This is a genomic window from Pseudomonas sp. 8_5_2 (assembly GCF_059295255.1).
Genome location: NZ_CM181238.1, coordinates 4,323,095 through 4,348,499, shown reverse-complemented (window position 1 = coordinate 4,348,499; position 25,405 = coordinate 4,323,095). Strand labels below are relative to the sequence as shown.

The 25,405-nt window shown below is 63.9% G+C and carries 26 protein-coding genes; 23 read left to right on the top strand and 3 right to left on the bottom strand.

What is annotated here, in order from left to right; translation table 11 throughout:
• Positions 1 to 281: 281 nt before the first annotated feature.
• The 3 genes from AC5O5R_RS19990 (at position 282) to AC5O5R_RS19980 (ending at position 2,759) form a co-directional block, all read left to right on the top strand.
• Complete coding sequence (locus AC5O5R_RS19990) at positions 282 to 905, top strand: glutathione S-transferase (protein WP_172226209.1); 624 nt, start codon at positions 282 to 284, stop codon at positions 903 to 905.
• A gap of 145 nt (positions 906 to 1,050) precedes the next feature.
• Positions 1,051 to 1,983: an ABC transporter ATP-binding protein gene (locus AC5O5R_RS19985; protein WP_172226212.1), complete on the top strand. Its 933-nt coding sequence runs from the start codon at positions 1,051 to 1,053 to the stop codon at positions 1,981 to 1,983.
• Positions 1,980 to 2,759, top strand: coding sequence for an ABC transporter permease (locus AC5O5R_RS19980; RefSeq protein WP_172286055.1), 780 nt, complete (start codon positions 1,980 to 1,982; stop codon positions 2,757 to 2,759). The genes AC5O5R_RS19985 and AC5O5R_RS19980 overlap by 4 nt, the downstream gene beginning before the upstream one ends.
• Here AC5O5R_RS19980 and AC5O5R_RS19975 read toward each other — a convergent pair.
• Positions 2,643 to 3,269: a DUF2062 domain-containing protein gene (locus AC5O5R_RS19975; protein WP_172231560.1), complete on the bottom strand. Its 627-nt coding sequence runs from the start codon at positions 3,267 to 3,269 to the stop codon at positions 2,643 to 2,645. The genes AC5O5R_RS19980 and AC5O5R_RS19975 overlap by 117 nt on opposite strands.
• A gap of 142 nt (positions 3,270 to 3,411) precedes the next feature.
• Between AC5O5R_RS19975 and AC5O5R_RS19970 the strand changes: the two genes are divergently transcribed.
• From AC5O5R_RS19970 to murB, 8 genes are all read left to right on the top strand, one after another.
• Positions 3,412 to 5,685: a DNA internalization-related competence protein ComEC/Rec2 gene (locus AC5O5R_RS19970; protein WP_172231563.1), complete on the top strand. Its 2,274-nt coding sequence runs from the start codon at positions 3,412 to 3,414 to the stop codon at positions 5,683 to 5,685.
• A gap of 68 nt (positions 5,686 to 5,753) precedes the next feature.
• On the top strand, positions 5,754 to 6,389 hold the full coding sequence (locus tag AC5O5R_RS19965) for a MotA/TolQ/ExbB proton channel family protein (RefSeq protein WP_172231566.1): 636 nt from the start codon (positions 5,754 to 5,756) through the stop codon (positions 6,387 to 6,389).
• A complete protein-coding gene (locus tag AC5O5R_RS19960) occupies positions 6,386 to 6,820 on the top strand; it encodes an ExbD/TolR family protein (protein WP_172231569.1) in 435 nt (144 codons plus the stop codon). Before AC5O5R_RS19965 ends, AC5O5R_RS19960 begins: the two co-directional genes overlap by 4 nt.
• Positions 6,820 to 7,821, top strand: coding sequence for a tetraacyldisaccharide 4'-kinase (gene lpxK, locus AC5O5R_RS19955; RefSeq protein WP_172230905.1), 1,002 nt, complete (start codon positions 6,820 to 6,822; stop codon positions 7,819 to 7,821). Before AC5O5R_RS19960 ends, lpxK begins: the two co-directional genes overlap by 1 nt.
• Before the next feature lie 43 nt (positions 7,822 to 7,864).
• Positions 7,865 to 8,050 carry a Trm112 family protein gene (locus tag AC5O5R_RS19950; protein WP_003247142.1) on the top strand — a complete coding sequence of 62 codons (186 nt, stop codon included), beginning with the start codon at positions 7,865 to 7,867 and terminating at the stop codon, positions 8,048 to 8,050.
• Positions 8,047 to 8,811 carry a 3-deoxy-manno-octulosonate cytidylyltransferase gene (gene kdsB, locus AC5O5R_RS19945; protein WP_172230896.1) on the top strand — a complete coding sequence of 255 codons (765 nt, stop codon included), beginning with the start codon at positions 8,047 to 8,049 and terminating at the stop codon, positions 8,809 to 8,811. Before AC5O5R_RS19950 ends, kdsB begins: the two co-directional genes overlap by 4 nt.
• Entirely contained in the window at positions 8,811 to 9,275 is a 465-nt protein-coding gene (locus AC5O5R_RS19940) for a low molecular weight protein-tyrosine-phosphatase (RefSeq protein ID WP_172230899.1), read from the top strand. Before kdsB ends, AC5O5R_RS19940 begins: the two co-directional genes overlap by 1 nt.
• Positions 9,272 to 10,291 (top strand): UDP-N-acetylmuramate dehydrogenase, encoded by a 1,020-nt coding sequence (murB, locus tag AC5O5R_RS19935; protein WP_172230902.1) that lies wholly within the window; start codon positions 9,272 to 9,274, stop codon positions 10,289 to 10,291. The genes AC5O5R_RS19940 and murB overlap by 4 nt, the downstream gene beginning before the upstream one ends.
• A gap of 104 nt (positions 10,292 to 10,395) precedes the next feature.
• Here murB and rne read toward each other — a convergent pair whose 3' ends face one another.
• Complete coding sequence (gene rne / locus AC5O5R_RS19930; RefSeq protein ID WP_494514658.1) at positions 10,396 to 13,683, bottom strand: ribonuclease E; 3,288 nt, start codon at positions 13,681 to 13,683, stop codon at positions 10,396 to 10,398.
• A 798-nt stretch (positions 13,684 to 14,481) separates the two neighbouring features.
• Here rne and rluC point away from each other — a divergent pair.
• Genes rluC through AC5O5R_RS19915 form a run of 3 tightly spaced genes read left to right on the top strand, consistent with a single transcriptional unit; the run spans position 14,482 to position 17,118 of the window.
• On the top strand, positions 14,482 to 15,438 hold the full coding sequence (rluC, locus tag AC5O5R_RS19925) for a 23S rRNA pseudouridine(955/2504/2580) synthase RluC (protein WP_172286050.1): 957 nt from the start codon (positions 14,482 to 14,484) through the stop codon (positions 15,436 to 15,438).
• A 3-nt stretch (positions 15,439 to 15,441) separates the two neighbouring features.
• Positions 15,442 to 16,116: an HAD family hydrolase gene (locus tag AC5O5R_RS19920; protein WP_172233436.1), complete on the top strand. Its 675-nt coding sequence runs from the start codon at positions 15,442 to 15,444 to the stop codon at positions 16,114 to 16,116.
• Between the two features lie 6 nt (positions 16,117 to 16,122).
• Entirely contained in the window at positions 16,123 to 17,118 is a 996-nt protein-coding gene (locus tag AC5O5R_RS19915; protein WP_494511462.1) for a S49 family peptidase, read from the top strand.
• An 89-nt stretch (positions 17,119 to 17,207) separates the two neighbouring features.
• Here the strand turns inward: AC5O5R_RS19915 and AC5O5R_RS19910 are convergent, their stop codons facing one another.
• The gene (locus tag AC5O5R_RS19910) at positions 17,208 to 17,786 is read right to left on the bottom strand and encodes a Maf family protein (protein WP_172232202.1); all 579 of its coding nucleotides are present in this window, start codon (positions 17,784 to 17,786) and stop codon (positions 17,208 to 17,210) included.
• A gap of 96 nt (positions 17,787 to 17,882) precedes the next feature.
• Between AC5O5R_RS19910 and AC5O5R_RS19905 the strand changes: the two genes are divergently transcribed.
• The 9 genes from AC5O5R_RS19905 to mltG all read left to right on the top strand — a co-directional run bounded on the left by AC5O5R_RS19905 (position 17,883) and on the right by mltG (position 25,397).
• On the top strand, positions 17,883 to 18,410 hold the full coding sequence (locus AC5O5R_RS19905; RefSeq protein WP_172232200.1) for a YceD family protein: 528 nt from the start codon (positions 17,883 to 17,885) through the stop codon (positions 18,408 to 18,410).
• Between the two features lie 13 nt (positions 18,411 to 18,423).
• Positions 18,424 to 18,606: a 50S ribosomal protein L32 gene (gene rpmF, locus AC5O5R_RS19900; protein WP_003247154.1), complete on the top strand. Its 183-nt coding sequence runs from the start codon at positions 18,424 to 18,426 to the stop codon at positions 18,604 to 18,606.
• A 3-nt stretch (positions 18,607 to 18,609) separates the two neighbouring features.
• Positions 18,610 to 19,620, top strand: a complete 1,011-nt coding sequence (plsX, locus tag AC5O5R_RS19895; protein ID WP_172232197.1) for a phosphate acyltransferase PlsX — start codon at positions 18,610 to 18,612, stop codon at positions 19,618 to 19,620.
• A 195-nt stretch (positions 19,621 to 19,815) separates the two neighbouring features.
• Positions 19,816 to 20,754 carry an ACP S-malonyltransferase gene (gene fabD, locus AC5O5R_RS19890; RefSeq protein WP_494514657.1) on the top strand — a complete coding sequence of 313 codons (939 nt, stop codon included), beginning with the start codon at positions 19,816 to 19,818 and terminating at the stop codon, positions 20,752 to 20,754.
• Between the two features lie 15 nt (positions 20,755 to 20,769).
• Complete coding sequence (gene fabG / locus AC5O5R_RS19885) at positions 20,770 to 21,510, top strand: 3-oxoacyl-ACP reductase FabG (RefSeq protein ID WP_172229537.1); 741 nt, start codon at positions 20,770 to 20,772, stop codon at positions 21,508 to 21,510.
• 203 nt (positions 21,511 to 21,713) lie between these two features.
• Entirely contained in the window at positions 21,714 to 21,950 is a 237-nt protein-coding gene (acpP, locus tag AC5O5R_RS19880) for an acyl carrier protein (RefSeq protein ID WP_008096410.1), read from the top strand.
• A gap of 189 nt (positions 21,951 to 22,139) precedes the next feature.
• Positions 22,140 to 23,384 carry a beta-ketoacyl-ACP synthase II gene (gene fabF, locus AC5O5R_RS19875; protein WP_494514656.1) on the top strand — a complete coding sequence of 415 codons (1,245 nt, stop codon included), beginning with the start codon at positions 22,140 to 22,142 and terminating at the stop codon, positions 23,382 to 23,384.
• Positions 23,384 to 24,199, top strand: a complete 816-nt coding sequence (gene pabC / locus AC5O5R_RS19870) for an aminodeoxychorismate lyase (RefSeq protein ID WP_172229533.1) — start codon at positions 23,384 to 23,386, stop codon at positions 24,197 to 24,199. Before fabF ends, pabC begins: the two co-directional genes overlap by 1 nt.
• 4 nt (positions 24,200 to 24,203) lie before the next feature.
• A complete protein-coding gene (gene mltG, locus AC5O5R_RS19865; RefSeq protein WP_172229532.1) occupies positions 24,204 to 25,397 on the top strand; it encodes an endolytic transglycosylase MltG in 1,194 nt (397 codons plus the stop codon).
• Positions 25,398 to 25,405 lie beyond the last annotated feature (8 nt).

Sequence of the window (25,405 nt, the reverse complement as noted above, 5' to 3'; positions counted from 1 at the left end):
ATCGGTCCTCCTTGGAACCAAGGGCTTGAGCCGTCCCGGATAGCTTAGACGCAACGCCGGGAACGACAGGGTCAGAACAGTGACAGGGTGTGGCGGCGGGAGTTTCAGATCCTTGTTTTTCCGTACTTGCCCAAATCGCCGGCAAGCCAGCGCCCACAGGTCACCACGGGTTGAAGCTTTGCGTGGTACTTATGAGCGCTGGCTTGCCGGCGATCGGGCCGGTACAGGCGACGAAACTCTGGAGTAGACTGTGCCACCTGCGCATTCATAAGGACGTTGCCATGCTGAAGATCTGGGGCCGCAAGAATTCGAGCAATGTACGCAAGGCGCTGTGGATCGCCCACGAACTGGGCCTTGATTTCGAATCCATCGACGCTGGCGGCGCCTTCGGCGTGGTCAACGAGCCGCACTACCGCGCCCTTAACCCCAATGGCCTGGTGCCGATGCTCGAAGATGGCGACCTGACCCTGTGGGAGTCCAATACGATCGTCCGCTACTTGTGCGCCGAGTACGGCGCCCAGCAGGGCTGGTACCTGGCAGACCCGCGCCAGCGCGCCCTGGCCGACAAGTGGATGGACTGGACCACCTCATCCTTCGCCGCGCCGTTCCGCCCGCTGTTCTGGGGCCTGCTGCGCACCCCGCAAGACCAGCGCGACTGGGTTGGCATCAACGCTGCCCACAAACAGTGCGCGCAGTTGCTGGCCATCGCCGACGAAACCCTGGCCACACAACCGTACTTGTCCGGTGACCAGATCGGCATGGGCGACATCCCACTGGGTAGTTTCATCTATGCCTGGTTCGAGATGCCCATCGAACGCCCGGCCATGTATCACCTCGAAGCCTGGTATGAACGGCTCAAGTCACGCCCGGCCTACCAGGCTGCGGTGATGACTGCACTGACCTGATCGAACACAACGCGTGCCTCGATAGTCATTATCAATACACATGACTGTACTTGTGCGGCCCGGCCTTGCACCATGGGCCGCACTCACTGCGCCAGTGACTTTGCCTGGCGTGTCCCGCACCTTTTTCCTCGGTAAGTGACCCGCTATGAGTTCCGCCCTGTCCATCCGACAGCTGACCAAGACCTACGGCAACGGTTTCCAGGCCCTCAAGGGCATCGACCTGGACGTTGCCGAAGGCGACTTCTTCGCCTTGCTCGGCCCTAATGGCGCCGGCAAGTCCACCACCATCGGCATTCTCTCCACCCTGGTGAACAAGACCAGCGGCACGGTCAACGTGTTCGGCCACGACCTGGACCGCGAGCCGTCGGCGCTCAAGCGCTGCCTGGGCGTGGTGCCGCAAGAGTTCAACTTCAACCAGTTCGAGAAAACCTTCGACATCGTCGTCACCCAGGCCGGCTACTACGGCATCCCGCCCAAGCTGGCCAAGGAGCGCGCCGAGCAGTACCTGACCCAGCTGGGGCTGTGGGACAAGCGCGACGTGCAGTCGCGTTCGCTGTCCGGCGGCATGAAGCGTCGCTTGATGATTGCCCGCGCACTGATCCACGAACCGCGCCTGCTGATCCTCGACGAGCCTACTGCGGGCGTTGATATCGAGTTGCGCCGCTCGATGTGGAGCTTCCTCACCGAGCTGAACCAGAAGGGCATCACCATCATCCTCACCACGCATTACCTGGAGGAGGCTGAGCAGCTGTGCCGCAACATCGGGATCATCGACCACGGCACCATCGTCGAGAACACCAGCATGCGCAAACTGCTGGGCAAGCTGCATGTCGAAACCTTCGTGCTCGACATCAAGCAGGACCTGGCCAGCGCCCCTGTGCTGCAAGGTTACCCCTGCCGGCTGCTGACCCCGCATAGCCTGGAAGTGCAGGTGGACAAGGACATCGGCATCACCGCGCTGTTCGGCCAGCTGGCGCTGCAGAACATCGAAGTGCAGAGCCTGCGCAACAAGACCAACCGACTTGAGGAGCTGTTCGTGTCCCTGGTGGAAAAAAACCTGTCGAAGGTGGCGGTATGAGTGTGGAACTGCGCACCAACTGGGTCGCCCTCAATACCATCGTCTACCGCGAGGTGCGGCGCTTCTTGCGTATCTGGCCGCAGACGTTGCTGCCGCCGGCGATCACAATGGTCTTGTACTTCGTCATCTTCGGTAACCTGATCGGCCGGCAGATCGGCGACATGGGTGGCTTCACCTACATGCAGTACATCGTGCCGGGGCTGATCATGATGTCGGTGATCACCAACTCGTACGGCAACGTGGTGTCGAGTTTTTTTGGCAGCAAGTTCCAACGCTCGATCGAAGAGCTGATGGTGTCGCCAGTGTCGCCGCACATCATCCTTGTCGGCTATGTGCTGGGCGGCGTGCTGCGTGGCTTGGCGGTGGGGGTGATCGTGACCATCCTGTCGATGTTCTTCACCGACTTGCAGGTGCATCACCTCGGTGTGACGGTGGTCGTGGTGCTGCTGACCGCCACCATCTTTTCGCTGCTGGGCTTCGTCAACGCAGTGTTCGCGCGCAACTTCGATGACATTTCGATCATTCCGACGTTCGTGCTGACGCCGCTGACTTACCTGGGTGGGGTGTTCTACTCGATCAACCTGCTGCCGCCGTTCTGGCAGACCGTGTCGCTGGCCAACCCGGTGCTGCACATGGTCAACTCGTTCCGCTACGGCATTCTAGGGGTGTCGGATATCAGTATTGGTACGGCGATCACCTTCATGCTGGTGGCCACTGCGGTGCTCTATACCCTGTGCGTTCGCCTGCTGGTCAGCGGCCGTGGCATGCGTGCATGAGCAACGCAGCTTGCGCCGGCGCCACTGCCGGCCAATCCACCAGCGCCAGTACAGCAGGGTGGTGAAGTAGGCAGCGACGCCCAGCACCACCCCGCACACCACCGAACCCAGCAGAAACGGTTGCCAGACGGTCGCCAGCTGGTCGGTGATCCATTCGAAGGTGAGGGCGTCGGGCAGACTGCGTGGCGGGACTTGCATCAGCCAGGCGCCGGTCATGTAAGTGACGAAGAACACCGGCGGCATGGTCAGCGGGTTGGTCAGCCACACCAGGCTGACGGCAATGGGCAGGTTGCCACGCACCGGGATCGCCAGCGCGGCAGCCAGCAACATCTGCATGGGGATGGGTATCAGCGCCGCGAACAGGCCTACCCCCATGGCCCGTGCTACCGAATGGCGGTTCAGGTGCCAGAGGTTCGGGTCGTGCAGCAGCTTGCCGAAAAAGCGTAAGGACTTGTGTTCGCGAATGCTGGTCGGATCCGGCATGTAGCGTTTGAAAAGTCGGCGCGGCATGTAGGCTCCCGGGGCGTTGATCGAGGCAGTATGCCCTTATTCCCGTTCAGCCTCGTTTAGAGTTTGTGACAATTGTTGAGCAAGCTGGGCCGACAATTGCGCTATGCCTCAGAAGGTGATTTCGCTTCTGGAGCTCTATCTCATGCGCACAGGGATGTTGGCGCTCGCGCTCGGGCTTCTGGCCCTGGGCTTTCTCCCCGCCTTGCCATCGGTCGGATGGCTGATGCTGCTGGCTGCCTGTGCGGTTGCCAGCCTGTTCGGCCGGCTGTGGCCGTTGGGGGTTTTCTTGCTGGGGCTGTGCTGGGCCTGCTGGTTGGCGCAGCAGGCGCTGGATGACCGCCTGGCCCCCGCGCTGGACGGTCGCACCTTGTGGCTGGAGGGCAGGGTGGTGGGTCTGCCGGCGCGCACGGCGCAAAGCGTACGCTTCGAGCTGCAGGCCGCCCAGTCGCGGCGGGCGCAACTACCAGGGCGCTTGCAGCTGAACTGGTTCGACGGGCCACCGCTGCGGGCGGGTGAGCAATGGCGGCTGGCGGTGACCTTGCAGCGCCCGGCCGGGCTGCTCAACCCGCATGGGCCAGACCGCGAAGCGCAATTGCTGGCGCGGCGCGTTGGCGCCACGGGCACGGTCAAAGCCGGGCAATTGCTGGCGCCGGTTACTGGCGGCTGGCGTGATTCGCTGCGCCAGCGCCTGTTGGCCGTGGACGCCAATGGCCGGCAAGCCGCGCTCGTGGCGCTGGTGCTGGGCGATGGCGCGGGCCTGGCCCGGCAGGACTGGCAGACGCTGCAGGCCACCGGCACGGTGCACCTGCTGGTAATTTCCGGGCAGCACATCGGGCTGGTCGCTGGTTTGTTGTATGGCCTGGTCGCCGGGCTGGCCCGTTGGGGCCTGTGGCCTGCGCGGTTGCCTTGGTTGCCCTGGGCCTGTGGCCTGGCCATGGCTGCGGCGCTGGCCTATGGCTGGCTGGCCGGTGGCGGCGTGCCGGTGCAGCGGGCCTGCCTGATGCTGGCGGTGGTGTTGCTCTGGAGGCTGCGTTTTCGCCACCTTGGGGCGTTCTTGCCTTTGCTGCTGGCGTTGGTTGCCGTGTTGCTGGTCGAGCCGTTGGCGGCACTGCTGCCTGGCTTCTGGCTGTCGTTTACCGCCGTGGCCACGCTTATCTATTGCTTCAGTGCCCGCCTGGGCGGCTGGCGACCCTGGCAGGCCTGGACGCGTGCGCAGTGGGTGATCGCCATCGGTTTATTGCCGGTGCTGCTGGCTACAGGCCTGCCAGTCAGCCTGAGTGCGCCGCTGGCCAACCTGGTGGCAGTGCCGTGGATCAGCCTGGCAGTGTTGCCGTTGGCGCTGTCGGGTACGCTGCTGCTGCCGCTGGGCGGGGCAGGTGAGGCGTTGTTGTGGCTGGCGGGTGGGCTGCTGGACCTGTTGTTCCGAGGTTTGGACCTGGTGGCGCAACAGCGCGCGGCGTGGCTGCCGCCGGCCCCGCCACTGTGGGCCTGGCTGCTGGTGTGCCTTGGGGCGTTGCTGGTGCTGCTACCCCGCGGCGTGCCGCTGCGCGGTTTGGGCGGGGTGATGCTGCTGGCGCTGTGGGTGCCCCGGGAGCCAGTGCCGCTGGGGCAGGTCGAGGTGTTGCAGCTGGACGTTGGTCAAGGGTTGGCGGTGCTCTTGCGTACCCGCCATCACAACCTGCTGTACGACGCCGGGCCGGCCAGGGGGGATAGTGACCTGGGTGAGCGGGTGGTGCTGCCGACCTTGCGCAAGTTGGGGGTGGGCAGCCTGGACATGATGTTGATCAGCCATGCGCATGCCGATCATGCGGGCGGTGCAGCGGCCGTCGAGCGGGGCTTGCCGGTCAGGCGGATGATCGGGGGCGAAGCGCTGGAGCATGTTCAGTTGCAGCCGTGCAGCAGCGGCGAGCACTGGGAGTGGGATGGTGTGCGGTTTTCGCTGTGGCGCTGGGCTGACGGGCAGAGCAGCAATGACCGCTCCTGTGTGCTGCTGGTCGAGGCGCAGGGTGAGCGATTGCTGTTGGCGGGTGATATCGAGGCCGCAGCGGAGCGTGCCTGGCTTGCGCAGGCTGACATGCCCCGAATCGACTGGCTCCAGGCGCCCCATCATGGCAGCCGGAGTTCGTCCACCGAGGCTTTCATCCGTGCGACGGCGCCGCAGGGGGTGTTGATTTCCCGGGGGCGCAATAACAGCTTTGGGCATCCGCATGCGCAGGTGGTGGAGCGGTATCGGCGGCATGGGGTGGTGATGCATGACACGGAGGTGGAGGGGGCATTGCGGCTGGTTTTGGGGGGGCACGGGGCGGTTGAGGGTATGCGCGGGCAGCGGCGGTTTTGGCGGGTTCGTGCGGCGCTCGATCTCGGAGGCGCTGAAAATGTCGCGGCAAACACCTCCCGGCCCCCACCAATTCCCTGACCTCTGGCAGATGAGCCCTCGGCGCGCCTATGGTAGAGTGGCGGCCTTTTTCCGAAGGGGCGTTTACTGTGTGGGAATTGGTCAAGTCCGGTGGTTGGATGATGCTGCCGATCATTCTGAGTTCCATCGCTGCCATGGCTATCGTCGGCGAGCGCCTGTGGACCCTGCGCGCCAGTCGCGTCACCCCGCCGCACTTGCTGGGCCAGGTGTGGATCTGGATCAAGGACAAGCAACTGACCAGTGACAAGCTCAAGGCCCTGCGTGCCGACTCGCCACTGGGTGAAATCCTCGCGGCAGGCCTGGCCAACTCCCGCCATGGCCGCGAAATCATGAAAGAGTGCATCGAGGAGGCCGCCTCGCGTGTCATCCACGAGCTGGAACGCTACATCAGCACCCTCGGCACCATCGCCGCCATGGCCCCGCTGCTGGGCCTGCTGGGTACCGTGCTGGGCATGATCGACATCTTCAGCGCCTTCATGGGCTCGCAGATGACCGCCAATGCCGCAGTGCTGGCCGGTGGTATTTCCAAAGCGCTGGTGACCACTGCTGCCGGCCTGATGGTCGGCATTCCGGCGGTGTTCTTCCACCGCTTCCTGCTGCGCCGCATTGATGAGCTGGTGGTGGGCATGGAGCAGGAGGCGATCAAGCTGGTGGAGGTGATCCAGGGCGACCGTGAAGTGGAAGTGGCCGGAGGCAAGGCGTGAAGTTTCGGCGCAATCGCCAGCGGGAGAACGTCGACATCAACCTCGCGTCGCTGATCGACGTGGTGTTCGTCCTGCTGCTGTTCTTCGTGGTCACCACCACCTTCACCCGCGAGACCCAGCTGCGCGTCGAGCTGCCCGAGGCCGCCAGCGCCGAGCCGGCGCCGGCCGAGCAGGGCAAGCTGGTGGAAATCACCATCAGCGCCGAAGGCGTGTACTCGGTGAACAACCACCTGCTGCCCAAGAGCGACCTGGCCACCCTGAGCGAGGCGATCGAGCGTGAGTCGGGCGGCGACAACAAGCTGCCGCTGGCTATCAGTGCCGACGGCAAGACCCCGCACCAGGCGGTGGTCACTGCAATGGATGCCGCCGGCAAGCTCGGCTTCAGCCAGTTGCGCATGACCACCGTCGAGGCGGCCCAGGGCACGCCCTGATGGCCTTCGCCGACCGCCTGCTCGCTGCCTGGTACGCCGGCCACCCGGCGCTGGCGCTGCTGCGCCCGCTGGAGGCGCTGTACCGCCGTGTGGTCACGGGCAAGCGGGCGCGTTTTCTCAGTGGTGAAAGCGCCAGCTACCGGGCGCCGGTGCCGGTCATCGTGGTGGGCAACATTACCGTGGGCGGTACCGGCAAGACGCCGATGATCCTGTGGCTCATCGAGCACTGCCGCCAGCAGGGCCTGAAGGTCGGCGTGGTCAGCCGTGGCTATGGTGCCAAGCCACCACAGCTGCCTTGGCGGGTGCGGGCTGACCAGCTGGCTGCCCAGGCGGGTGACGAGCCGCTGTTGATCGTGCAGCGCACCGGCGTGCCGCTGATGATCGACCCCGACCGCTCGCGCGCGGTGCAGGCACTGCTGGCCAGCGAACCCCTCGACCTGATCCTGTGTGATGACGGCATGCAGCACTACCGCCTGGCTCGCGACCTGGAGCTGGTGCTGATCGATGCTGCCCGCGGCCTGGGTAACGGCCACTGCCTGCCCGCCGGCCCCCTGCGTGAGCCTGCCGAACGTTTGCAAGACGCTGACGCGGTACTGTTCAACGGCGCCAGCGCAGACCGCGCCGATGGCTTCGGCTTCTGCCTGCAGCCCAGCGCGCTGGTCAACCTGCGCAGTGGCGAGCGCCGCGCGCTCGATTATTTCCCCGCCGGCCAGCGTCTGCATGCGGTAGCCGGTATCGGCAACCCGCAACGTTTCTTCAACACCCTGCTGGGGCTAAACTGGCAGCCGCTGCCGCACCCCTTCGCCGACCATGCGCAGTTCAGCGCCGAGCGCCTGGCTTTCAGCCCGCCGTTGCCGCTGGTGATGACCGAGAAGGACGCGGTTAAATGCCGGGCCTTCGCTGCTGACGACTGGTGGTACCTGGCCGTCGAGGCCCAGCCCACCGCGGCGTTCAGCGCCTGGTTCGACAGCCAGCTGCGGCGCTTGCTGCGCAAGCCCTGAGCTTTTTTCATTTTCCGGCCATCTGGCCTCAAGGAAGCCTCCAATGGACACCAAACTGCTCGATATCCTGGCCTGCCCGATCACCAAGGGCCCGCTCAAGCTCAGCGCCGACAAGACCGAGCTGATCAGCAAGGGCGCCGGCCTGGCCTACCCGATCCGCGACGGCATCCCGGTGATGCTGGAAAGCGAAGCGCGGACCCTGACCGACGACGAGCGTCTGGACAAATGAGCGTGAATTTCACTGTGGTGATCCCCGCCCGCCTGCGGTCCACGCGCCTGCCGGGCAAACCGCTGCTGCTGATCGCCGGCAAGCCGATGGTCCAGCATGTCTGGGAACAGGCGCGCAAAAGCGGCGCCAGCCGGGTGGTCATCGCCACCGACGACACCAGCATCTTCGAGGCCTGCCAGGCGTTTGGTGCTGAAGTGCTGATGACCCGTGTCGATCACGAGTCGGGCACCGACCGCCTGGCCGAAGTGGCTGCGCAGCTCGGCCTGCCCGCCGACGCCATCGTGGTCAATGTGCAGGGCGACGAGCCGCTGATCCCGCCGGTGATCATCGACCAGGTGGCCGCCAACCTGGCCGCTCACCCAGAGGCTGGCATCGCCACCCTGGCCGAGCCGGTGCATGAGCCGGAAACCGTATTCAACCCCAATGCGGTCAAGGTGGTCAGCGACAAGCATGGCCTGGCCCTGAGTTTCAGCCGCGCGCCGCTGCCGTGGGCCCGCGATGCCTTCGCCAATGACCGCAGCCAGTTGCCGCCGGGCGTACCTTACCGCCGCCACATCGGCATGTACGCGTACCGCGTCGGCTTCCTGCAGGACTTCGTCAGCTGGGGCCCGTGCTGGCTTGAGCAGACCGAAGCGCTGGAGCAACTGCGGGCCCTGTGGCATGGGGTGCGGATTCACGTCGAGGACGCCATCGAGGCGCCTGCCGTGGGCGTGGATACCCCGCAAGACCTGGAGCGCGTGCGGCGCTTGCTGGAGGCCTGATGCGCGTCCTGTTCGTGTGCCTGGGCAACATTTGCCGCTCGCCCACCGCCGAAGGCGTGCTGCGCCAGCAACTGCAAGCCGCCGGGCTTGCCGACCGGGTGCATGTGGCCTCGGCCGGCACCGGTGACTGGCACGTCGGCAAGGCCCCCGACAGCCGTACCTGCAAAGCCGCGCTGGCGCGTGGTTACGACCTGTCGCAGCAGCGTGCGCAGCAGGTCAAGGCGGCACATTTTGCCGAATATGACCTGATCCTGGCCATGGACGAGAGCAACCTCCGCGATCTGCGCGCCCTGCGCCCGCATACCTCGGCAGGTGAGCTTGACCTGTTCCTGCGCCGCTACGGTGCTGCACTGGATGAAGTGCCAGACCCGTATTACGGCGGTGCCGACGGTTTCGAGCAGGTGCTCGACCTGGTTGAAGCGGCCTGCCAGGCGCTGGTGCTGGAAATCAAGGGGCGGCTATGACAGTGCAGTGGCAGGAGCAGGTATCGCTCAAGCCGTACAACACCTTCGGCATCGACGTGAAGGCGCGGTATTTCAGCCAGGCGCACGATGACCAGCAAGTGCGCCAGGCCCTGAGCATGGCGCACCAACGGGGGCTGCCGGTACTGGTGATCGGGGGCGGGAGCAACCTGTTGCTGACCCGTGATATCGATGCGCTGGTGCTGCACATGGCCAGCCGCGGTCGCCGCGTGCTCAGTGATGACGGCGAACGTGTCGTAGTCGAGGCCGAGGCCGGTGAGCCATGGCATCCGTTCGTGCAGTGGACGCTGGCGCAGGGCTACTGCGGGCTGGAGAACCTCAGCCTGATCCCGGGTACGGTAGGGGCTGCGCCGATGCAGAACGTGGGTGCCTATGGGGTGGAGATCAAGGACGTGTTCGCCGGCCTGACCGCGCTGGACCGTGAGACCGGTCAGCTGCATGACTTCGGGCTGGCGGAGTGCGCCTTCGGTTATCGCGACAGCCTGTTCAAGCGCAGCCCGGGCCGCTGGTTGATCCTGCGTGTGCGGTTTGCCTTGAGCCGGACCTTGCGGGCGCACCTGGACTACGGCCCGGTGCGCCAGCGCCTGGCCGAGCAGGGCGTGACCCAGCCGACAGCTCAGGCGGTCAGTGATGCGATCTGCAGCATTCGCCGCGAGAAGCTGCCAGACCCGGCGGAGCTCGGCAATGCCGGAAGCTTTTTCAAGAACCCGGTGGTAGCGGTTGAGCTGGTCGAGCGTATTCGTGGCCAGCATCCGGGGGTGGTGGCTTATCCCCAGGCTGATGGGCAGGTGAAGCTGGCAGCGGGCTGGCTGATCGAGCAGGCGGGCTGGAAGGGCTATCGCGAAGGGGATGCGGGCGTGCATCGCTTGCAGTCTCTGGTGCTGGTCAACTACGGCCAGGCGAGCGGGGCGCAGATGCATGCGCTGGCGCTGGAGATCCAGGCGGATGTGCTGCAGCGGTTTGGGGTTGAGCTGGAGATGGAGCCTAATCTCTACTGATTCCTTGCCTGTACTGGCCTGTTCGCTGTTGCAGGCAAAACCCCCGGCCAAGAAAAAGCCCCGCCAGTTCGCACTGGCGGGGCTTTTTCATTCAGCCTTGGTTATCAACCGTGATGAGGCTTGTGCTCATCGGCGGCTTCCAGGGCTGGCTCCTCGGTAGTTACAGCAGCTTGCTGTGCGGCCTTGGCAGCAGCCTCGGCCTCACGCTTGCGGCGGCGCACTTCACGCGGGTCGTTCGGCGCACGGCCGTTAGACAGCATGACAGTGGCAGGCTCTACCACAGCAGGGGCTTCGTCAACTGCAGGCTCGACCACTGCAGGTGCAGGCTCGGCCACCACTTCTGGCTGGGCTTCGACAACCGGGGCAGCTTGCTCGGCAACCGGAGCGATTTCGATCACGGCCGGAGCCTGTTCGATTTCACCGGCTTCGACAGCGGGGGCTTCTGCCGGTGCTTCAACAGCCCCGGCTTCGGCAACAACGGTCGACTCGATCACCGGTGCTGCTTCGGCAGCCGGCGCTGGAGCCACTTCCACCACAGGCTCGGCAGTTGCCTCGACCACGGCGACAGGCTCGCTGACCGGTTGCTCCACAGCTGGGGCAACGGCGGCTTCTTCAGCCTTGGCGACCGCTTCGACCTGCTCGGCTTTTTCAGCCTGCTCAACCGGCTGGACGGCTTCGCTGTTGTCGGTTTCTGCAGTGGCAGCGACTTCGGCGGTGGCGCGCTCGGCCTGGTGATTGGCCTGGGCCTCGGCGTCGGCGCTGATATTGCTGCTGGCGACAGCAGCAGTGACGGCCAGGCCGGCGGCCAGTTCGGCACCCAGCTCGGTGGCCTGGTGCTGCTGTGGCTGCTCTTCGCTGCCTTCTTCGTCGCCGTCGATCAGCTCGCCATTGGCATTGCGCTGGCGTTCACGACGATTGCTGCGACGACGCTGGCCACGGGAGCGGCGACGCGGGCGCTCGCCATCGGTGCCTTCTTGCTCGTCTTGCAGCAGCTCTTCGTTCGGCAGTTGCTCTTCGGCCAGCTCGGCAGCCTGCTCGGCTGTACCTTCAGCGGCGCTTGGCTGACGCTCTTCGCGTGGTGGGCGCGGTGCACGTTCTTCACGTGGGGCGCGTTCTTCGCGGGGTGCGCGTTCTTCACGTGGTGCACGTTCTTCACGTGGTGCACGTTCTTCACGCGGCGCACGTTCTTCGCGTGGTGCGCGTTCTTCACGCGGTGCACGCTCTTCACGTTGTGCGCGTTCTTCGCGTGGAGCACGCTCTTCACGGGCTACACGCTCTTCGCGTGGCTGGCGTTCTTCGCGTTCGGCTGGTGGGGTGGCATCCAGCGGTTCACGCAGCTCGCGCACGCGCTCTTCACCGCGGTTGCTGCGGCGATCTTCGCGTGGCTGACGTGGTGCGCGTTCTTCACGCGGTGCACGTTCTTCACGTGGGGCACGTTCTTCACGCGGTGCACGCTCTTCACGTGGTGCGCGTTCTTCCCGTGGCTGACGCTCTTCGCGTGGAGCACGTTCGGCACGTTCTTCGCGCGGCTTGCGCTCTTCGTCGCGGCGGCCGTTGCGGTTGCGGCTTTGCTGGCGGCCGTTACGGCGTTCTTCGTTGCGCGGGCTGCGCTCGGCGGCCGGTTTTTCGGCGGCGGCGACAACCGGTGCGGCGGCGGGCTCGTCCTTGCCGGCGAACAGGCTGACCAGCGACTTCACCAGGCCCTTGAACAGGCTCGGCTCCGGAGCGCTCGGGGCTGGGGCGACGACGGGGGCGGCAGGCTGCGGCTCTTCAGCGGCGGCGGGAACCGGCGCGTTGGCGCGGGTCGGGGCAGTCTTGACCGCAGCTTCCTGGCGTACCAGGGTGCGAGTGGCGGTCGGCACCGGCGCCTCTTCGGTCTCGGCAGCCGCGATCTCGTAGCTGGACTGGTTGTTCAGCACTTCCGGGTTGTCGTCGCGCAGGCGCTGGACTTCGAAGTGCGGGGTTTCCAGGTGATCGTTCGGCAGGATGATGATGCGCGCACGGGTACGCAGTTCGATCTTGGTGATCGAGTTGCGCTTCTCGTTGAGCAGGAACGCGGCCACCGGGATTGGCACCTGGGCGCGTACCTCGGCGGTGCGGTCCTTCAGGGCTTCTTCTTCGATCAGGCGCAGGATGGCCAGCGACAGCGACTCGACGTCACGGATGATGCCGGTGCCGGAGCAGCGCGGGCAGACGATGCCGCTGCTTTCGCCCAGCGATGGACGCAGGCGCTGACGGGACATTTCCAGCAGGCCGAAGCGCGAGATGCGGCCAACCTGCACGCGGGCGCGGTCGGCTTCCAGGCATTCGCGTACGCGCTCTTCAACAGCGCGCTGGTTCTTCGCCGGGGTCATGTCGATGAAGTCGATGACAATCAGGCCGCCGATGTCACGCAGGCGCAGCTGGCGGGCGATTTCTTCGGCCGCTTCCAGGTTGGTCTGCAGGGCGGTTTCTTCGATGTCGCTGCCTTTGGTGGCGCGCGCCGAGTTGATGTCGATGGACACCAGGGCTTCGGTCGGGTCGATCACGATCGAGCCGCCGGACGGCAGTTCGACCACGCGCTGGAAGGCGGTTTCGATCTGGCTTTCGATCTGGAAGCGGTTGAACAGCGGTACGCTGTCTTCGTACAGTTTGACCTTGCTGGCGTACTGCGGCATCACCTGGCGGATGAAGGTGAGGGCTTCTTCCTGGGCATCGATGCTGTCGATCAGCACTTCGCCGATGTCCTGGCGCAGGTAGTCGCGGATGGCGCGGATGATGACGTTGCTTTCCTGATAGATCAGGAACGGCGCGGCGCGGTCCAGGGACGCTTCCTTGATGGCGGTCCACAGCTGCAGCAGGTAGTCGAGGTCCCACTGCATTTCTTCGCTGCTGCGGCCAAGGCCGGCAGTGCGCACGATCAGGCCCATGTCGCCCGGTACGGTCAGGCCGTTCAGGGCTTCGCGCAGCTCGTTGCGCTCTTCGCCTTCGATGCGGCGCGAGATGCCACCGGCACGCGGGTTGTTGGGCATCAGCACCAGGTAGCGGCCGGCCAGGCTGATGAAGGTGGTGAGGGCGGCGCCTTTGTTGCCGCGCTCTTCCTTCTCGACCTGGACGATGACTTCCTGGCCTTCGCTGAGCACTTCCTTGATGTTGACCCGGCCTTCAGGGGCTTTCTTGAAGTATTCGCGGGAGATTTCTTTCAGCGGCAGGAAGCCGTGACGTTCGGAACCGAAGTCGACGAAGGCGGCTTCGAGGCTGGGTTCGATGCGGGTGATCTTGCCTTTGTAGATGTTGGCCTTTTTCTGCTCGCGCGCGCCGGACTCGATGTCCAGGTCGTAGAGACGTTGGCCGTCCACCAGGGCTACACGCAACTCTTCGGGTTGAGTTGCGTTAATCAGCATTCTTTTCATGTTGTACCGTCGGTTTCCGGGCTGCCGGAAACGGCGTTCGGCACACACGACGTCTCATGGTCGGTGCCAAGGTGCGCAAAGGGTGGCGGGGCCACCCCCGTGTCGAGCGACGTTCGGCACCAGCCGGTTGCCCAGCCTGCCGTTGTCGCGACGACGCGTCCTGTTTGCTGCGGTGCCAACAAGGCCCCGGTGGCTTCGAATTGGAATCCGAATCAACCAAGCGGGCCTTGTGCACTCAGTCAGGAGGAGGAATCAACCTTCAGCCGTGGACGCCCGGGGGCATCTGTTCAGGACCTTATCCGCTCGCCGGCCATATCAGTGGGCCGGTGGCCGGACGCGGTGCTACACGGTCCGAGGGCTGTGCATCTCCACCCTGCACGTATCCCTGATAATTCGGGTGCTGCCGCGCGCTGAATCCGCAACGGGTTGCATTTTTCGCCAGCGCTGGTTCGACGCTGACGCCATTCATGTCCAAGGCAGGTATTTCCGAAGCATTCGCCGTGCGTTGCGTGGAAGCGACGGGGCGGGCAGAGGTACAGCGAAAAGAATCGGGTAAGCAGGTGAAACACCGCACTTGTCGTTTTTTTCGGTCTTCTCTACACAGCGCTGGTGGCGATTCCAGGCAATTCGGTAAACTGGCGAAAACCCCGTAGGACGGCCTCGCGTCCTGGAGAATTGCGATGGTCAGGGACCGGCCAAGAGCCTGATTCCGCTGGCCTGCCGCTTTTGGCGGCGTTCGCGACTATAGCAGCAATGATTAAGTGCTTCAATTCCATAAAAAATTGTTATGATCCCGCCATGACGACCAATACCCCTCCGACTTCCGGCGTTCAGCTGATCGAAGTCGCGCCGGAGCTTGCCGGCCAACGCATCGACAATTTCCTCATCACGGCCCTCAAGGGCGTGCCCAAGACCTTGGTCTACCGCATCCTGCGCAAGGGTGAGGTGCGGGTCAACAAAGGGCGCGTCAAGCCGGAATACAAGATCCAGGCCGGTGACATCGTGCGCGTACCGCCGGTCCGCCTGCCCGAGCGTGATGCTCCGGCGCCGGTGGCCCAGGGCCTGCTGCAGCGCCTTGAGGCGGCCATTGTCTACGAAGACAAGGCCCTGATCGTGATGAACAAACCGGCCGGCATTGCCGTGCACGGCGGCAGCGGCCTGAGCTTTGGCGTCATCGAGGCGCTGCGTCAGCTGCGCCCGGACGCCAAGGAGCTGGAGCTGGTGCACCGCCTGGACCGCGACACCTCCGGCCTGCTGATGATTGCCAAGAAACGCAGCATGCTGCGCCACCTGCATGCCGCGTTGCGCGGCGATGGTGTCGACAAACGCTACATGGCGCTGGTGCGCGGCCACTGGCCAACCGCAAAAAAACAGGTCAACGCGCCGTTGCTCAAAAGCAACCTGCGCTCTGGCGAGCGCATGGTCGAAGTCAACGACGAGGGCAAGGAGGCACTGACCCTGTTCCGCGTGCTGCGCCGCTTTGGCGATTTCGCCACCATTGTCGAGGCGCGTCCCATTACCGGTCGCACCCATCAGATTCGTGTGCACACCCTGCATGCCGGGCACATGATTGCCGGCGACAGCAAGTATGGCGACGAAGACTTCAGTCGCGAGATCCGTGACCTGGGCGGCAAGCGCCTGTTCCTGCATGCGTATGCGTTGACCGTGCCTTTGCCGGACGGTGGTGAGCTGAAGCTCGAGGCACCGGTGGACGAAGTCTGGGCGAAAACCATCGAGCGGTTGAGTGCGCCCTGATCCATGAAAAAAGCCTATGAACTACTGATCTTCGACTGGGATGGCACGCTGGCCGATTCCATTGGGCGTATCGTCGAGGCCATGAATGCCGCCGCCGAGCGTGCCGGTGAGGCGCAAAGCAGCGATGATGCAGTCAAGGGCATTATCGGCCTGGCGCTTGGCGAGGCCATCCATACCCTGTATCCGCACCTGGAGCCGGCGCAGGTCGAGCGCTTTCGTCAGCACTATGCCGATATCTACATGGCGCTGGATCAGCAGCCATCGCCGCTGTTCGAGGGCGTCATCGAATCGCTGGATGCGTTCCGCGCCGAGGGCTACCGCCTGGCGGTAGCGACCGGCAAGGCCCGGCGCGGGCTGGACCGGGTGCTCAAGGCCAATGGCCTGGACCAGTTCTTCGACATTACCCGCGCCGCCGACGAAACCCGTGGCAAGCCGCATCCGTTGATGCTCGAGGAAATCCTCGGCCATTGTGGTGTCGAACCGGGGCGGGCGCTGATGGTCGGCGATTCGGCCTTCGACTTGCTGATGGCCAGCAATGCTGGCATGCATTCGGTGGCTGTGGGCTACGGTGCCATGTCGCTGCAGGCGCTGGCCGAATTTGCTCCGCAGGTGTGCATCGATCATTTTTCCCAGCTGCGCGAGTGGCTGGCGGGTTCCCTGATTCCACTTCCAAGGTAGGTAAGCATGGCAGACGAATGGAAAGCCCCCGAGGCCGAGGCCGAGCCCGAGGGGCGCGAAGAGCGCAAAAGCTGGAGGCTGCTGGAAAAGACCTTGCTGGCCAGCGTGCAGGAGCAGCGCCGGGCGCGGCGCTGGGGCATCTTTTTCAAGCTGCTGACCTTCGTGTATCTGTTCGGCCTGCTGGCGTTGTTTTCGCCGCTGATGGACATGGACAAGGCGGCGTCGCGCAGTGCCAGCCACACCGCGCTGGTCGAGGTGCGCGGGGTGATTGCCGATCAGGAGTCTGCCAGTGCCGACAACATCGTCAAAAGCCTGCGCGAAGCGTTCAAGGACGGCAAGACCAAGGGTGTGGTGATGCGCATCAACAGCCCGGGCGGCAGCCCGGTGCAGGCGGGTTACGTGTATGACGAGATTCGCCGCCTGCGTGCCGAGTACCCGGCCATCAAGCTGTATGCGGTGATTACCGACCTTGGCGCTTCCGGTGCCTATTACATCGCCAGTGCGGCAGACGAAATCTACGCCGACAAGGCCAGCCTGGTGGGCTCCATTGGCGTCACGGCGGCCGGTTATGGCTTTGTCGGCGCAATGGAGAAGCTGGGTGTCGAGCGGCGCTTGTACACGTCGGGCGAGCACAAGGCCTTCCTTGATCCTTTCTCGCCGCAAAAGCCCGAGGAAACCCGGTTCTGGCAGGGCGTGCTCGATACCACGCACAACCAGTTCATTGCCATGGTCAAGCAGGGGCGCGGTGACCGGCTGAAGGACAAGGAGCATCCGGAGCTGTTCAGTGGCCTGGTCTGGTCGGGTGAGCAGGCCAAGGCGCTGGGGCTGGTGGATGGGTTGGGCAGTGCCAGCTATGTGGCGCGTGAGATCGTTGGCGAGAAGGAGTTGGTGGACTTCACTGTGCAGGAATCGCCGTTTGATCGGTTTTCCAAGCGCGTGGGGGCCAGCGTGGCTGAGCACCTGGCGATGTGGATGGGGTTCCAGGGGCCGCAGTTGCGCTGAAGTTCGTCACGCATTTTGTGGTGTTTCTGAGATCGAGCGCCGCCCGCGCGGCGCTCGATTTCCCAGGCGCCACAACCCTCAAGCCAGGCTCAAGGAACCACCACCCCTTCCTTGGTCAACATATCCACCAGCCGAATCAATGGCAGGCCGATCAGGCTGGTCGCATCGCACCCATGGGTGCTCTTGAACAAACTCACCCCCAACCCCTCGGCCTTGAAGCTCCCGGCGCAATCCAGTGGCTGTTCCGCCGTCACATACCGCTCGATCCGCTCCCGGTCCAGCTCGCGCAGGGTCACGGTAAACGGTACGCAGTCCACCTGGCACTGCCCGGTGGCGCTGTTCAGCAATGCCAGTCCGGTCAGAAAGCTCACCTGCTGCCCGCTGCACTCCAGCAACTGCTCGCACGCCCGGTCGAACGTCTGGGGCTTGCCGAGCACCTGTTCGCCCAGTACCGCCACCTGGTCCGAGCCGATGATCAGGTGCCCGGGATGGCTGCCTGCCAATGCCTCGGCTTTCTGCCTGGCCAGCCGGCGCACCAGGTCCACTGCCGGCTCGTCAGCGAGGCGCTGCTCGTCTATATCGGGGCTTGCCCAGGTGAAGGGCAGGCGCAGGCGTGCGAGCAGTTCACGGCGATAGGCAGAGCTGGAAGCCAGTAACAGAGGAAGCATGGTAGACTCCTGAATCAGTTGAACTAATTCTATCACGCACGATGCCGCCTAATTTCCTTTGACAGGGGCGGGGGGCATCCCTAGAATGCTGCGCCTATGTTGAATGACCCGATTCCACCTCACGTTGACCCGCGCAAATTAGCCGATCGTGGCGTAACCCTTAACGGTTCGCTGCAACTCGCTGATTTGGAAAGACTCTGCGACCCGCTTTCCGACAATGTCGGTACGGTGCAGGCGAAGTTCGATTTTGAACGAGATGAACAGCACGTGGTGGTTATCCACACCGAGCTGGACATCGAAGTCAAAATGGTTTGCCAGCGTTGTCTTGAGCTGGTCACCCTGCCAATCCACAGCGAATGTACTTACGCCGTGGTGAAGGAGGGTGCGAATACCCAGTCGTTGCCGAAAGGCTATGACGTGCTGGAACTGGGCGAAGATCCTTTGGATCTGCAGTCACTGGTCGAGGAGGAGCTTCTGCTCGCCTTGCCCATCGTGCCTGCTCATCATCCGGAAGAATGCCAGCAGCCGGCGGGCGCAGACGAGCCCGATTCGAGCAAGGACGAGGTATCGCGGTCCAACCCGTTCAGTGTTTTGGCGCAGTTAAAGCGTGACCCAAACGTTTAGGAGTTAATCAATTATGGCTGTTCAGCAGAACAAAAAATCCCGCTCTGCCCGTGACATGCGCCGTTCGCACGACGCTCTGTCGGAAAACGCGCTGTCGGTAGAGAAAACCACTGGTGAAGTTCACCTGCGTCACCACGTTTCGCCAGAAGGCGTATACCGTGGTCGCAAAGTGGTCGACAAGGGCGCTGACGAGTAATCCTTGTCCGCTCAGATCATCGCGATCGACGCAATGGGCGGGGACTTCGGTCCCCGCAGCATTGTCCAGGCTAGCATTGCCTGCCTTTCGGCTACTCCCTCGCTGCACCTGACCCTCGTCGGTCAACCCTCCCTCCTTGAAGATCTTGTCAGCGGCCTTGCGGCTGCAGATCGCGCGCGCCTGCAAATTGTGGCGGCCAGCGAGGTGATCGGCATGGACGAGCGGCCATCCCAGGCATTGCGGGGCAAGCCGGATTCGTCGATGCGCATTGCCCTCGAACTGGTGCGTGACGGCAAGGCCCACGCCTGCGTCAGTGCCGGCAATACCGGTGCGCTGATGGCGCTCTCGCGTTTCGTGCTCAAGACGTTGCCGGGTATTGATCGGCCAGCCATGGTGGCGGCGATCCCGACCCAGGCGGGCTACTGCCAGCTGCTTGATCTGGGCGCCAATGTCGACTGCAGCGCCGAGAACCTCTACCAGTTCGCCGTGATGGGCTCGGTGGCCGCCCAGGCCCTGGGGGTGCACCGTCCGCGTGTGGCGCTGCTCAATATCGGTACCGAAGACATCAAGGGCAATCAGCAGGTCAAGCTGGCGGCCAGCCTGTTGCAGCATGCGCGGGGCCTTAATTATGTAGGCTTCGTGGAAGGTGACGGGTTGTATCGCGGTGAGGCTGACGTGGTGGTCTGCGACGGGTTCGTCGGCAATATCCTGCTCAAATCCAGCGAGGGGTTGGCGACGATGATCGGTGCGCGTATCGAGCGGTTGTTCAAGGGTGGCCTTTTGTCGCGGGCGGCGGGGGCGGTGGCCATGCCGTTGCTCAAGCGCCTGCAGGCCGACCTGGCACCGGCGCGACACAATGGCGCGAGCTTCCTTGGCTTGCAGGGTATCGTTATAAAGAGTCATGGCTCGGCTGGCGTGCAGGGCTTTCAGAGTGCCATCCAGCGGGCGCTGATCGAAATTCAGGAAAACTTGCCGCAGCGCCTGCATGGGCGGCTGGAAGACCTGTTGTTGTGATCTGTACGGCCGCTGTGGGAGCGGGTTTACCCGCGAGAGGGCCGTGGCTGAAGGAACAAAGACCTTAGGCAGAATCCCGATGAAGTGCTTAAATGTGACCGCTTGGTCCGTGTCTTCATCCAAGCTTTCAGATTCCGCGCCTGGCCGAGCGCCCGGCGCACCCTATCCGACGACAAGATCATAAGGGCTTGTTCAATGTCTGCATCTCTCGCATTCGTCTTTCCCGGTCAAGGTTCCCAGTCGCTGGGCATGCTCGCCGAGCTCGGCGCCGAGAAGCCAGTGATCATCGAAACCTTCAAGGAGGCTTCCGCGGCACTGGGTTACGACCTGTGGCAGCTGGTCCAGGAAGGCCCGGAAGAACAACTCAACCAGACCGACAAGACCCAGCCGGCCATCCTCACCGCGTCCATCGCGCTGTGGCGCCTGTGGCTGGAGGAGGGCGGCGCGCAGCCGGCCTTCGTTTCCGGTCACAGCCTGGGTGAGTACAGCGCCTTGGTCGCTGCTGGCAGCATCAGCCTGAAGGACGCCGTTCGCCTGGTCGAGCGTCGCGGTCAGCTGATGCAGGAAGCCGTGCCTGCCGGGCACGGCGCCATGGCCGCCATTCTCGGCCTGGATGACGCTGTAGTCGTGGAAATTTGCGCCGAAGCGGCCGAAGACCAGGTGGTCAGCGCTGTCAACTTCAACTCGCCAGGCCAGGTGGTCATCGCCGGTAACAAGGCCGCGGTGGAGCGCGCCATGGAGCTGTGCAAAGCCAAAGGCGCCAAGCGCGCCTTGCCGCTGCCAGTAAGCGTACCTTCGCACTGTGCCCTGATGAAGCCGGCAGCCGATCGTTTCGCCGATGAAGTCAACGCCATCGATTGGAAGGCTCCGCAGATTCCGGTGGTGCAGAACGTAACTGCTGCTATCGCAGCCGACCTCGTTACGCTGAAAAAAGACCTGCTGGCCCAGTTGTATCAGCCGGTACGCTGGGTCGAGTGCGTGCAGACCCTGGCTGCCAACGGTGCGGTCAACCTGGTCGAGTGCGGCCCGGGCAAGGTTCTGGCTGGCCTGAACAAGCGTTGCGCCGAGGGCGTAACCACCTACAACCTCAACACCCCTGACGCCGTTGCCGCCACCCGCGCGGCTCTGGCCTGATTTGGAGAAGCTTGCATGAGCCTGCAAGGTAAAGTTGCACTGGTCACCGGCGCCAGCCGTGGCATTGGCCAGGCCATCGCCCTCGAGCTGGGCCGCCAGGGCGCGACCGTGATCGGCACCGCTACTTCGGCATCTGGCGCCGAACGCATCGCTGCCACCCTGAAGGAGCACGGCATTGCCGGCACCGGCATGGAACTGAATGTCACCAGCGCCGAGTCTGTAGAAGCTGTGCTGGGCGCCATTGGCGAGCAGTTCGGTGCTCCGGCGATCCTGGTCAACAACGCCGGCATCACCCGTGACAACCTCATGCTGCGCATGAAGGACGACGAGTGGTTCGACGTGATCGACACCAACCTGAACAGCCTCTACCGTTTGTCCAAGGGCGTGCTGCGTGGCATGACCAAGGCACGTTGGGGTCGTATCATCAGCATCGGCTCGGTCGTTGGTGCCATGGGTAACGCCGGTCAGGCCAACTACGCTGCCGCCAAGGCCGGCCTGGAAGGCTTCAGTCGCGCCCTGGCGCGTGAAGTGGGCTCGCGTGGCATTACCGTCAATTCGGTAACCCCGGGCTTCATCGACACCGACATGACGCGCGAACTGCCAGAAGCGCAGCGCGAGGCCCTGCAAACCCAGATCCCGCTGGGCCGCCTGGGCCAGGCTGATGAAATCGCCAAGGTGGTTTCGTTCCTGGCCTCCGACGGCGCAGCCTACGTAACCGGTGCTACTGTGCCGGTCAACGGCGGGATGTACATGTAACACTGCAACTCAATGTGACGGATTTCGTAAAAAAAGAGTCATACTGCGAGCCTAAAATCCGTTATAAAGCTGCAACCAGATTCCAGGCAGCGGGTAGGGTGGCCAGTTTTAAGGTGCGTTTAGCTTGAAAAGCAAACGTGTTTCTATAAAATTAGCCACCGGCCAGCTGCCTGACATATGTCCATTAGGAGTGAAAACTAGGTATGAGCACCATCGAAGAACGCGTCAAGAAAATCGTCGCCGAGCAACTGGGCGTCAAGGAAGAGGAAGTGACCAACGAGAAGTCCTTCGTCGACGACCTGGGTGCCGATTCGCTTGACACCGTTGAGCTGGTGATGGCTCTGGAAGAGGAATTCGAGACCGAAATCCCTGACGAAGAAGCCGAGAAGATCACTACCGTTCAAGCTGCCATCGACTACGTCAACAGCCACAAGGCCTAAGACGCTGTAGTCGACGCTTCTTGTCGGGAAAAACCGCACTGCCTTTGCCGGCGTGCGGTTTTTTCTTTGCGAGCGTCCTGCTTCGTTTGTCGGGGTCTCGATCCCCGAGCGTCGAGAGCTTGTTGCCATTTCATTCCGTTGCGTTGAATGCAATGGCAAGAAACTCTGTCATTAGAAAAGGAGAGTACTGTGTCGCGTAGACGCGTCGTGGTCACCGGTATGGGTATGCTGTCGCCACTGGGTACAGATGTACCGAGCACCTGGCAGGGCATTCTGGCTGGCCGCAGTGGCATTGGTTCGATCGAACACACGGACCTGTCTGCCTACTCCACCCGTTTTGGCGGCTCGGTGAAAGGCTTCGAGGTCGAGCAATACCTGTCGGCCAAAGAGGCTCGCAAGCTCGACCTGTTCATTCAGTACGGCCTGGCGGCCGGTTTCCAGGCCGTGCGTAATGCGGGCCTGGAGGTCACCGACGCCAACCGCGAGCGCATCGGCGTGGCCATGGGCTCGGGTATCGGCGGCCTGACCAACATCGAGGAAACCAGCCGCACCCTGCACGATTCGGGGCCGCGGCGTATTTCGCCGTTCTTCGTGCCGGGCTCGATCATCAACATGATCTCCGGTTTCCTGTCGATCCACCTGGGTCTGCAGGGGCCGAACTACGCCATTGCCACTGCCTGCACCACGGGCACCCACTGCATCGGCATGGCCGCGCGCAACATCGCCTACGGTGAAGCGGAGGTGATGATCGCCGGTGGCGCCGAGATGGCCGCCTGCGGCCTCGGCATGGGCGGTTTTGGGGCCTCACGCGCATTGTCCACCCGCAATGACGAGCCAAGCCGGGCCAGCCGCCCGTGGGACAAGGGCCGTGACGGTTTTGTGCTGTCCGACGGTGCCGGCGCCCTGGTGCTCGAAGAGCTGGAGCACGCCAAGGCCCGCGGCGCGACCATCTATGCCGAGCTGGTCGGTTTCGGCATGAGTGGCGATGCCTATCACATGACCTCGCCACCCGACACCGGTGAAGGCGCTGCCCGCTGCATGACCAATGCCTTGCGTGATGCCGGTATTCAGCCAGAGCAGGTCAGCTACATCAACGCCCACGGCACCTCGACCCCCGCGGGCGATGTCGCTGAAGTGGCGGCGATCAAGCGCGTGTTCGGCGAGCATGCCTACAAGCTGGCGGTCAGCTCGACCAAGTCGATGACCGGTCACCTGCTGGGCGCCGCCGGTGCGGTAGAGGCGATTTTCAGCGTGCTGGCGATCAACAGCCAGATGGCACCGCCCACCATCAACCTGGACGAGCCGGACGAAGGCTGCGACCTCGACTTCGTGCCGCACCAGGCGCGGAGCATGCCGATCGACGTGGTGTTGTCCAATTCGTTCGGCTTTGGTGGCACCAACGGCTCGCTGGTGTTCCGCCGGTTCGCCGGTTGATGCAAAGCTGGATCGACGGCCAGCCGGCTGCTGCAGTCAACCTGCAGAACCGCGGGCTGGCCTACGGCGATGGGCTGTTCGAGACCATCGCCGTGCGTGGCGGCCGGCCCAGCCTGCTGGACGGCCACTGTGCACGCCTGGCGCTGGGCTGCCAGCGCCTGGCAATCAGCGTCGACCTGGCGCTGGTGCGCGACGAACTGATGCGTTATGCCGGCCAGCTGGGTGACGGCGTAGCCAAACTGATCCTTACTCGTGGCGACAGCCAGCGTGGCTATGCCCCGGCTGCGACGGCCGCGCCGCGGCGTATCCTGCAGGGCAGCCCGTTGCCCAGCTATCCTGTGGAGCATGCCGAACACGGCGTGCGGCTGTTCCCCTGCCAGACCCGGCTTGGGGAACAACCCCTGCTGGCCGGCCTCAAACACCTCAACCGCCTGGAGCAGGTGCTGGCCCGCGCCGAATGGCAGGACAGCGAGCATGCCGAAGGCCTGATGCGTGACGGGCAGGGCAGGGTGATCGAAGGGGTGTACAGCAACTTGTTCATGGTCCGCGATGGTGTGCTGTTAACCGCCGACCTCCACCGCTGCGGTGTGGCCGGGGTCATGCGCGCGGCGCTGCTGGAACAGGCTGCGCTGCTGGGTATCCCGGTACAGGTTTGCGACTTGCCTTTCGATGCGCTGGAGCAGGCTGATGAAGTATTCGTTTGCAATAGCGTGTACGGCATCTGGCCCGTGCGTGGCGTAGCCGCGCTAAACTGGTCGCCGGGCCCGCTCACCCGTAAACTGCAGGCCGTTGCCCGTACGTTACTGGAAAACTGAATTCGTGAGACGCAAACTCCTGCTGTTGCTGGAAATGAGCTTGATCCTCGCCGGCCTGGCGCTTGGCTGGTCGGCGTGGAAGATCAACTCGGTCCTGGAGCAGCCCCTGCACGTAACGCAGGAACGCCTGCTTGACGTGCCCAATGGCACCAACCCCAACCGCATGTTCTACCGCATGCAGGCCGAGGGGTTGCTCGATGATGCCGTCTGGTTGCGCTTGTACTGGCGCTTCAACATGGCGGGTACCCCCCTGCACACCGGTGAATACCGCCTGACCCCCGGCATGACTGTCGAGCAGCTGTTCGATGCCTGGCGCCGTGCCGACGTGGTGCAGTACAACCTGACCTTGGTCGAAGGCTGGACCTTCCGACAGGTGCGCTCGGCCGTGGCCAGGCACGAAAAGATCAAGCACACCCTGGAAGGCCTGTCGGACACCGAGGTAATGGACAAGCTCGGCCATGCCGGCGTGTTCCCCGAGGGTCGCTTCTTCCCGGATACCTATCGCTTCGTGCGCGGCATGAGCGATGTCGAGTTGCTCCAGCAGGCCTACATGCGCCTGGATGAAGTGCTGGCCAAGGAATGGGCCGCACGCACCACCGACCTGCCGTACCGCGACCCGTATCAGGCGCTGATCATGGCCTCGCTGGTGGAAAAGGAGACAGGCATCCCTCAGGAGCGTGGGCAGATCGCCGGCGTCTTCGTGCGGCGCCTGCGCCTGGGCATGATGCTGCAGACCGACCCGACTGTGATCTACGGCATGGGTGAGCGCTATAACGGCAAGATCACCCGCGCCGACCTGCGCGAGCCGACGCCCTACAACACCTACACCATCACTGGCCTGCCGCCGACGCCGATCGCGATGGTCGGTCGCGAAGCGATTCACGCAGCCCTCAACCCGTCGGACGGCACCAGCCTGTACTTCGTCGCCCGTGGCGATGGCAGCCATGTGTTCTCCGACGACCTTGACGATCACAACTCGGCGGTGCGCGAGTTCCAGCTCAAGCGCCGGTCGGACTACCGTTCCAGCCCCGCGCCGCAGTCTGAGTCGCAGCCGGGTATTGATGAAGCCGCGCCGCCTGAAGCACCGCCGGCGGATGAGCCGGACGCGGAGCCAGCGCCCGATGCGCCACCTGCGCAGGATGCCCCTGCCGGGGGCGCGCAAGCGGCCGAACGGCCGACGCCCGACGAACAACCTTAAGGACTGCC

Bases quoted from the DNA above. Each gene is read 5' to 3' on its own strand.
- AC5O5R_RS19985 (WP_172226212.1), top strand. From the start codon at position 1,051: ATGAGTTCCGCCCTGTCCATCCGACAGCTGACCAAGACCTACGGCAAC.
- kdsB (WP_172230896.1), top strand. From the start codon at position 8,047: ATGAGCGTGAATTTCACTGTGGTGATCCCCGCCCGCCTGCGGTCCACG.
- AC5O5R_RS19905 (WP_172232200.1), top strand. From the start codon at position 17,883: ATGTTGAATGACCCGATTCCACCTCACGTTGACCCGCGCAAATTAGCC.
- fabG (WP_172229537.1), top strand. From the start codon at position 20,770: ATGAGCCTGCAAGGTAAAGTTGCACTGGTCACCGGCGCCAGCCGTGGC.
- AC5O5R_RS19980 (WP_172286055.1), top strand. From the start codon at position 1,980: ATGAGTGTGGAACTGCGCACCAACTGGGTCGCCCTCAATACCATCGTC.
- AC5O5R_RS19940 (WP_172230899.1), top strand. From the start codon at position 8,811: ATGCGCGTCCTGTTCGTGTGCCTGGGCAACATTTGCCGCTCGCCCACC.
- AC5O5R_RS19910 (WP_172232202.1), bottom strand. From the start codon at position 17,786: ATGCTTCCTCTGTTACTGGCTTCCAGCTCTGCCTATCGCCGTGAACTG.
- acpP (WP_008096410.1), top strand. From the start codon at position 21,714: ATGAGCACCATCGAAGAACGCGTCAAGAAAATCGTCGCCGAGCAACTG.
- fabD (WP_494514657.1), top strand. From the start codon at position 19,816: ATGTCTGCATCTCTCGCATTCGTCTTTCCCGGTCAAGGTTCCCAGTCG.
- lpxK (WP_172230905.1), top strand. From the start codon at position 6,820: ATGGCCTTCGCCGACCGCCTGCTCGCTGCCTGGTACGCCGGCCACCCG.
- rpmF (WP_003247154.1), top strand. From the start codon at position 18,424: ATGGCTGTTCAGCAGAACAAAAAATCCCGCTCTGCCCGTGACATGCGC.
- AC5O5R_RS19915 (WP_494511462.1), top strand. From the start codon at position 16,123: ATGGCAGACGAATGGAAAGCCCCCGAGGCCGAGGCCGAGCCCGAGGGG.
- AC5O5R_RS19970 (WP_172231563.1), top strand. From the start codon at position 3,412: ATGCGCACAGGGATGTTGGCGCTCGCGCTCGGGCTTCTGGCCCTGGGC.
- AC5O5R_RS19975 (WP_172231560.1), bottom strand. From the start codon at position 3,269: ATGCCGCGCCGACTTTTCAAACGCTACATGCCGGATCCGACCAGCATT.
- pabC (WP_172229533.1), top strand. From the start codon at position 23,384: ATGCAAAGCTGGATCGACGGCCAGCCGGCTGCTGCAGTCAACCTGCAG.
- rne (WP_494514658.1), bottom strand. From the start codon at position 13,683: ATGAAAAGAATGCTGATTAACGCAACTCAACCCGAAGAGTTGCGTGTA.
- AC5O5R_RS19990 (WP_172226209.1), top strand. From the start codon at position 282: ATGCTGAAGATCTGGGGCCGCAAGAATTCGAGCAATGTACGCAAGGCG.
- AC5O5R_RS19920 (WP_172233436.1), top strand. From the start codon at position 15,442: ATGAAAAAAGCCTATGAACTACTGATCTTCGACTGGGATGGCACGCTG.
- murB (WP_172230902.1), top strand. From the start codon at position 9,272: ATGACAGTGCAGTGGCAGGAGCAGGTATCGCTCAAGCCGTACAACACC.
- AC5O5R_RS19950 (WP_003247142.1), top strand. From the start codon at position 7,865: ATGGACACCAAACTGCTCGATATCCTGGCCTGCCCGATCACCAAGGGC.
- rluC (WP_172286050.1), top strand. From the start codon at position 14,482: ATGACGACCAATACCCCTCCGACTTCCGGCGTTCAGCTGATCGAAGTC.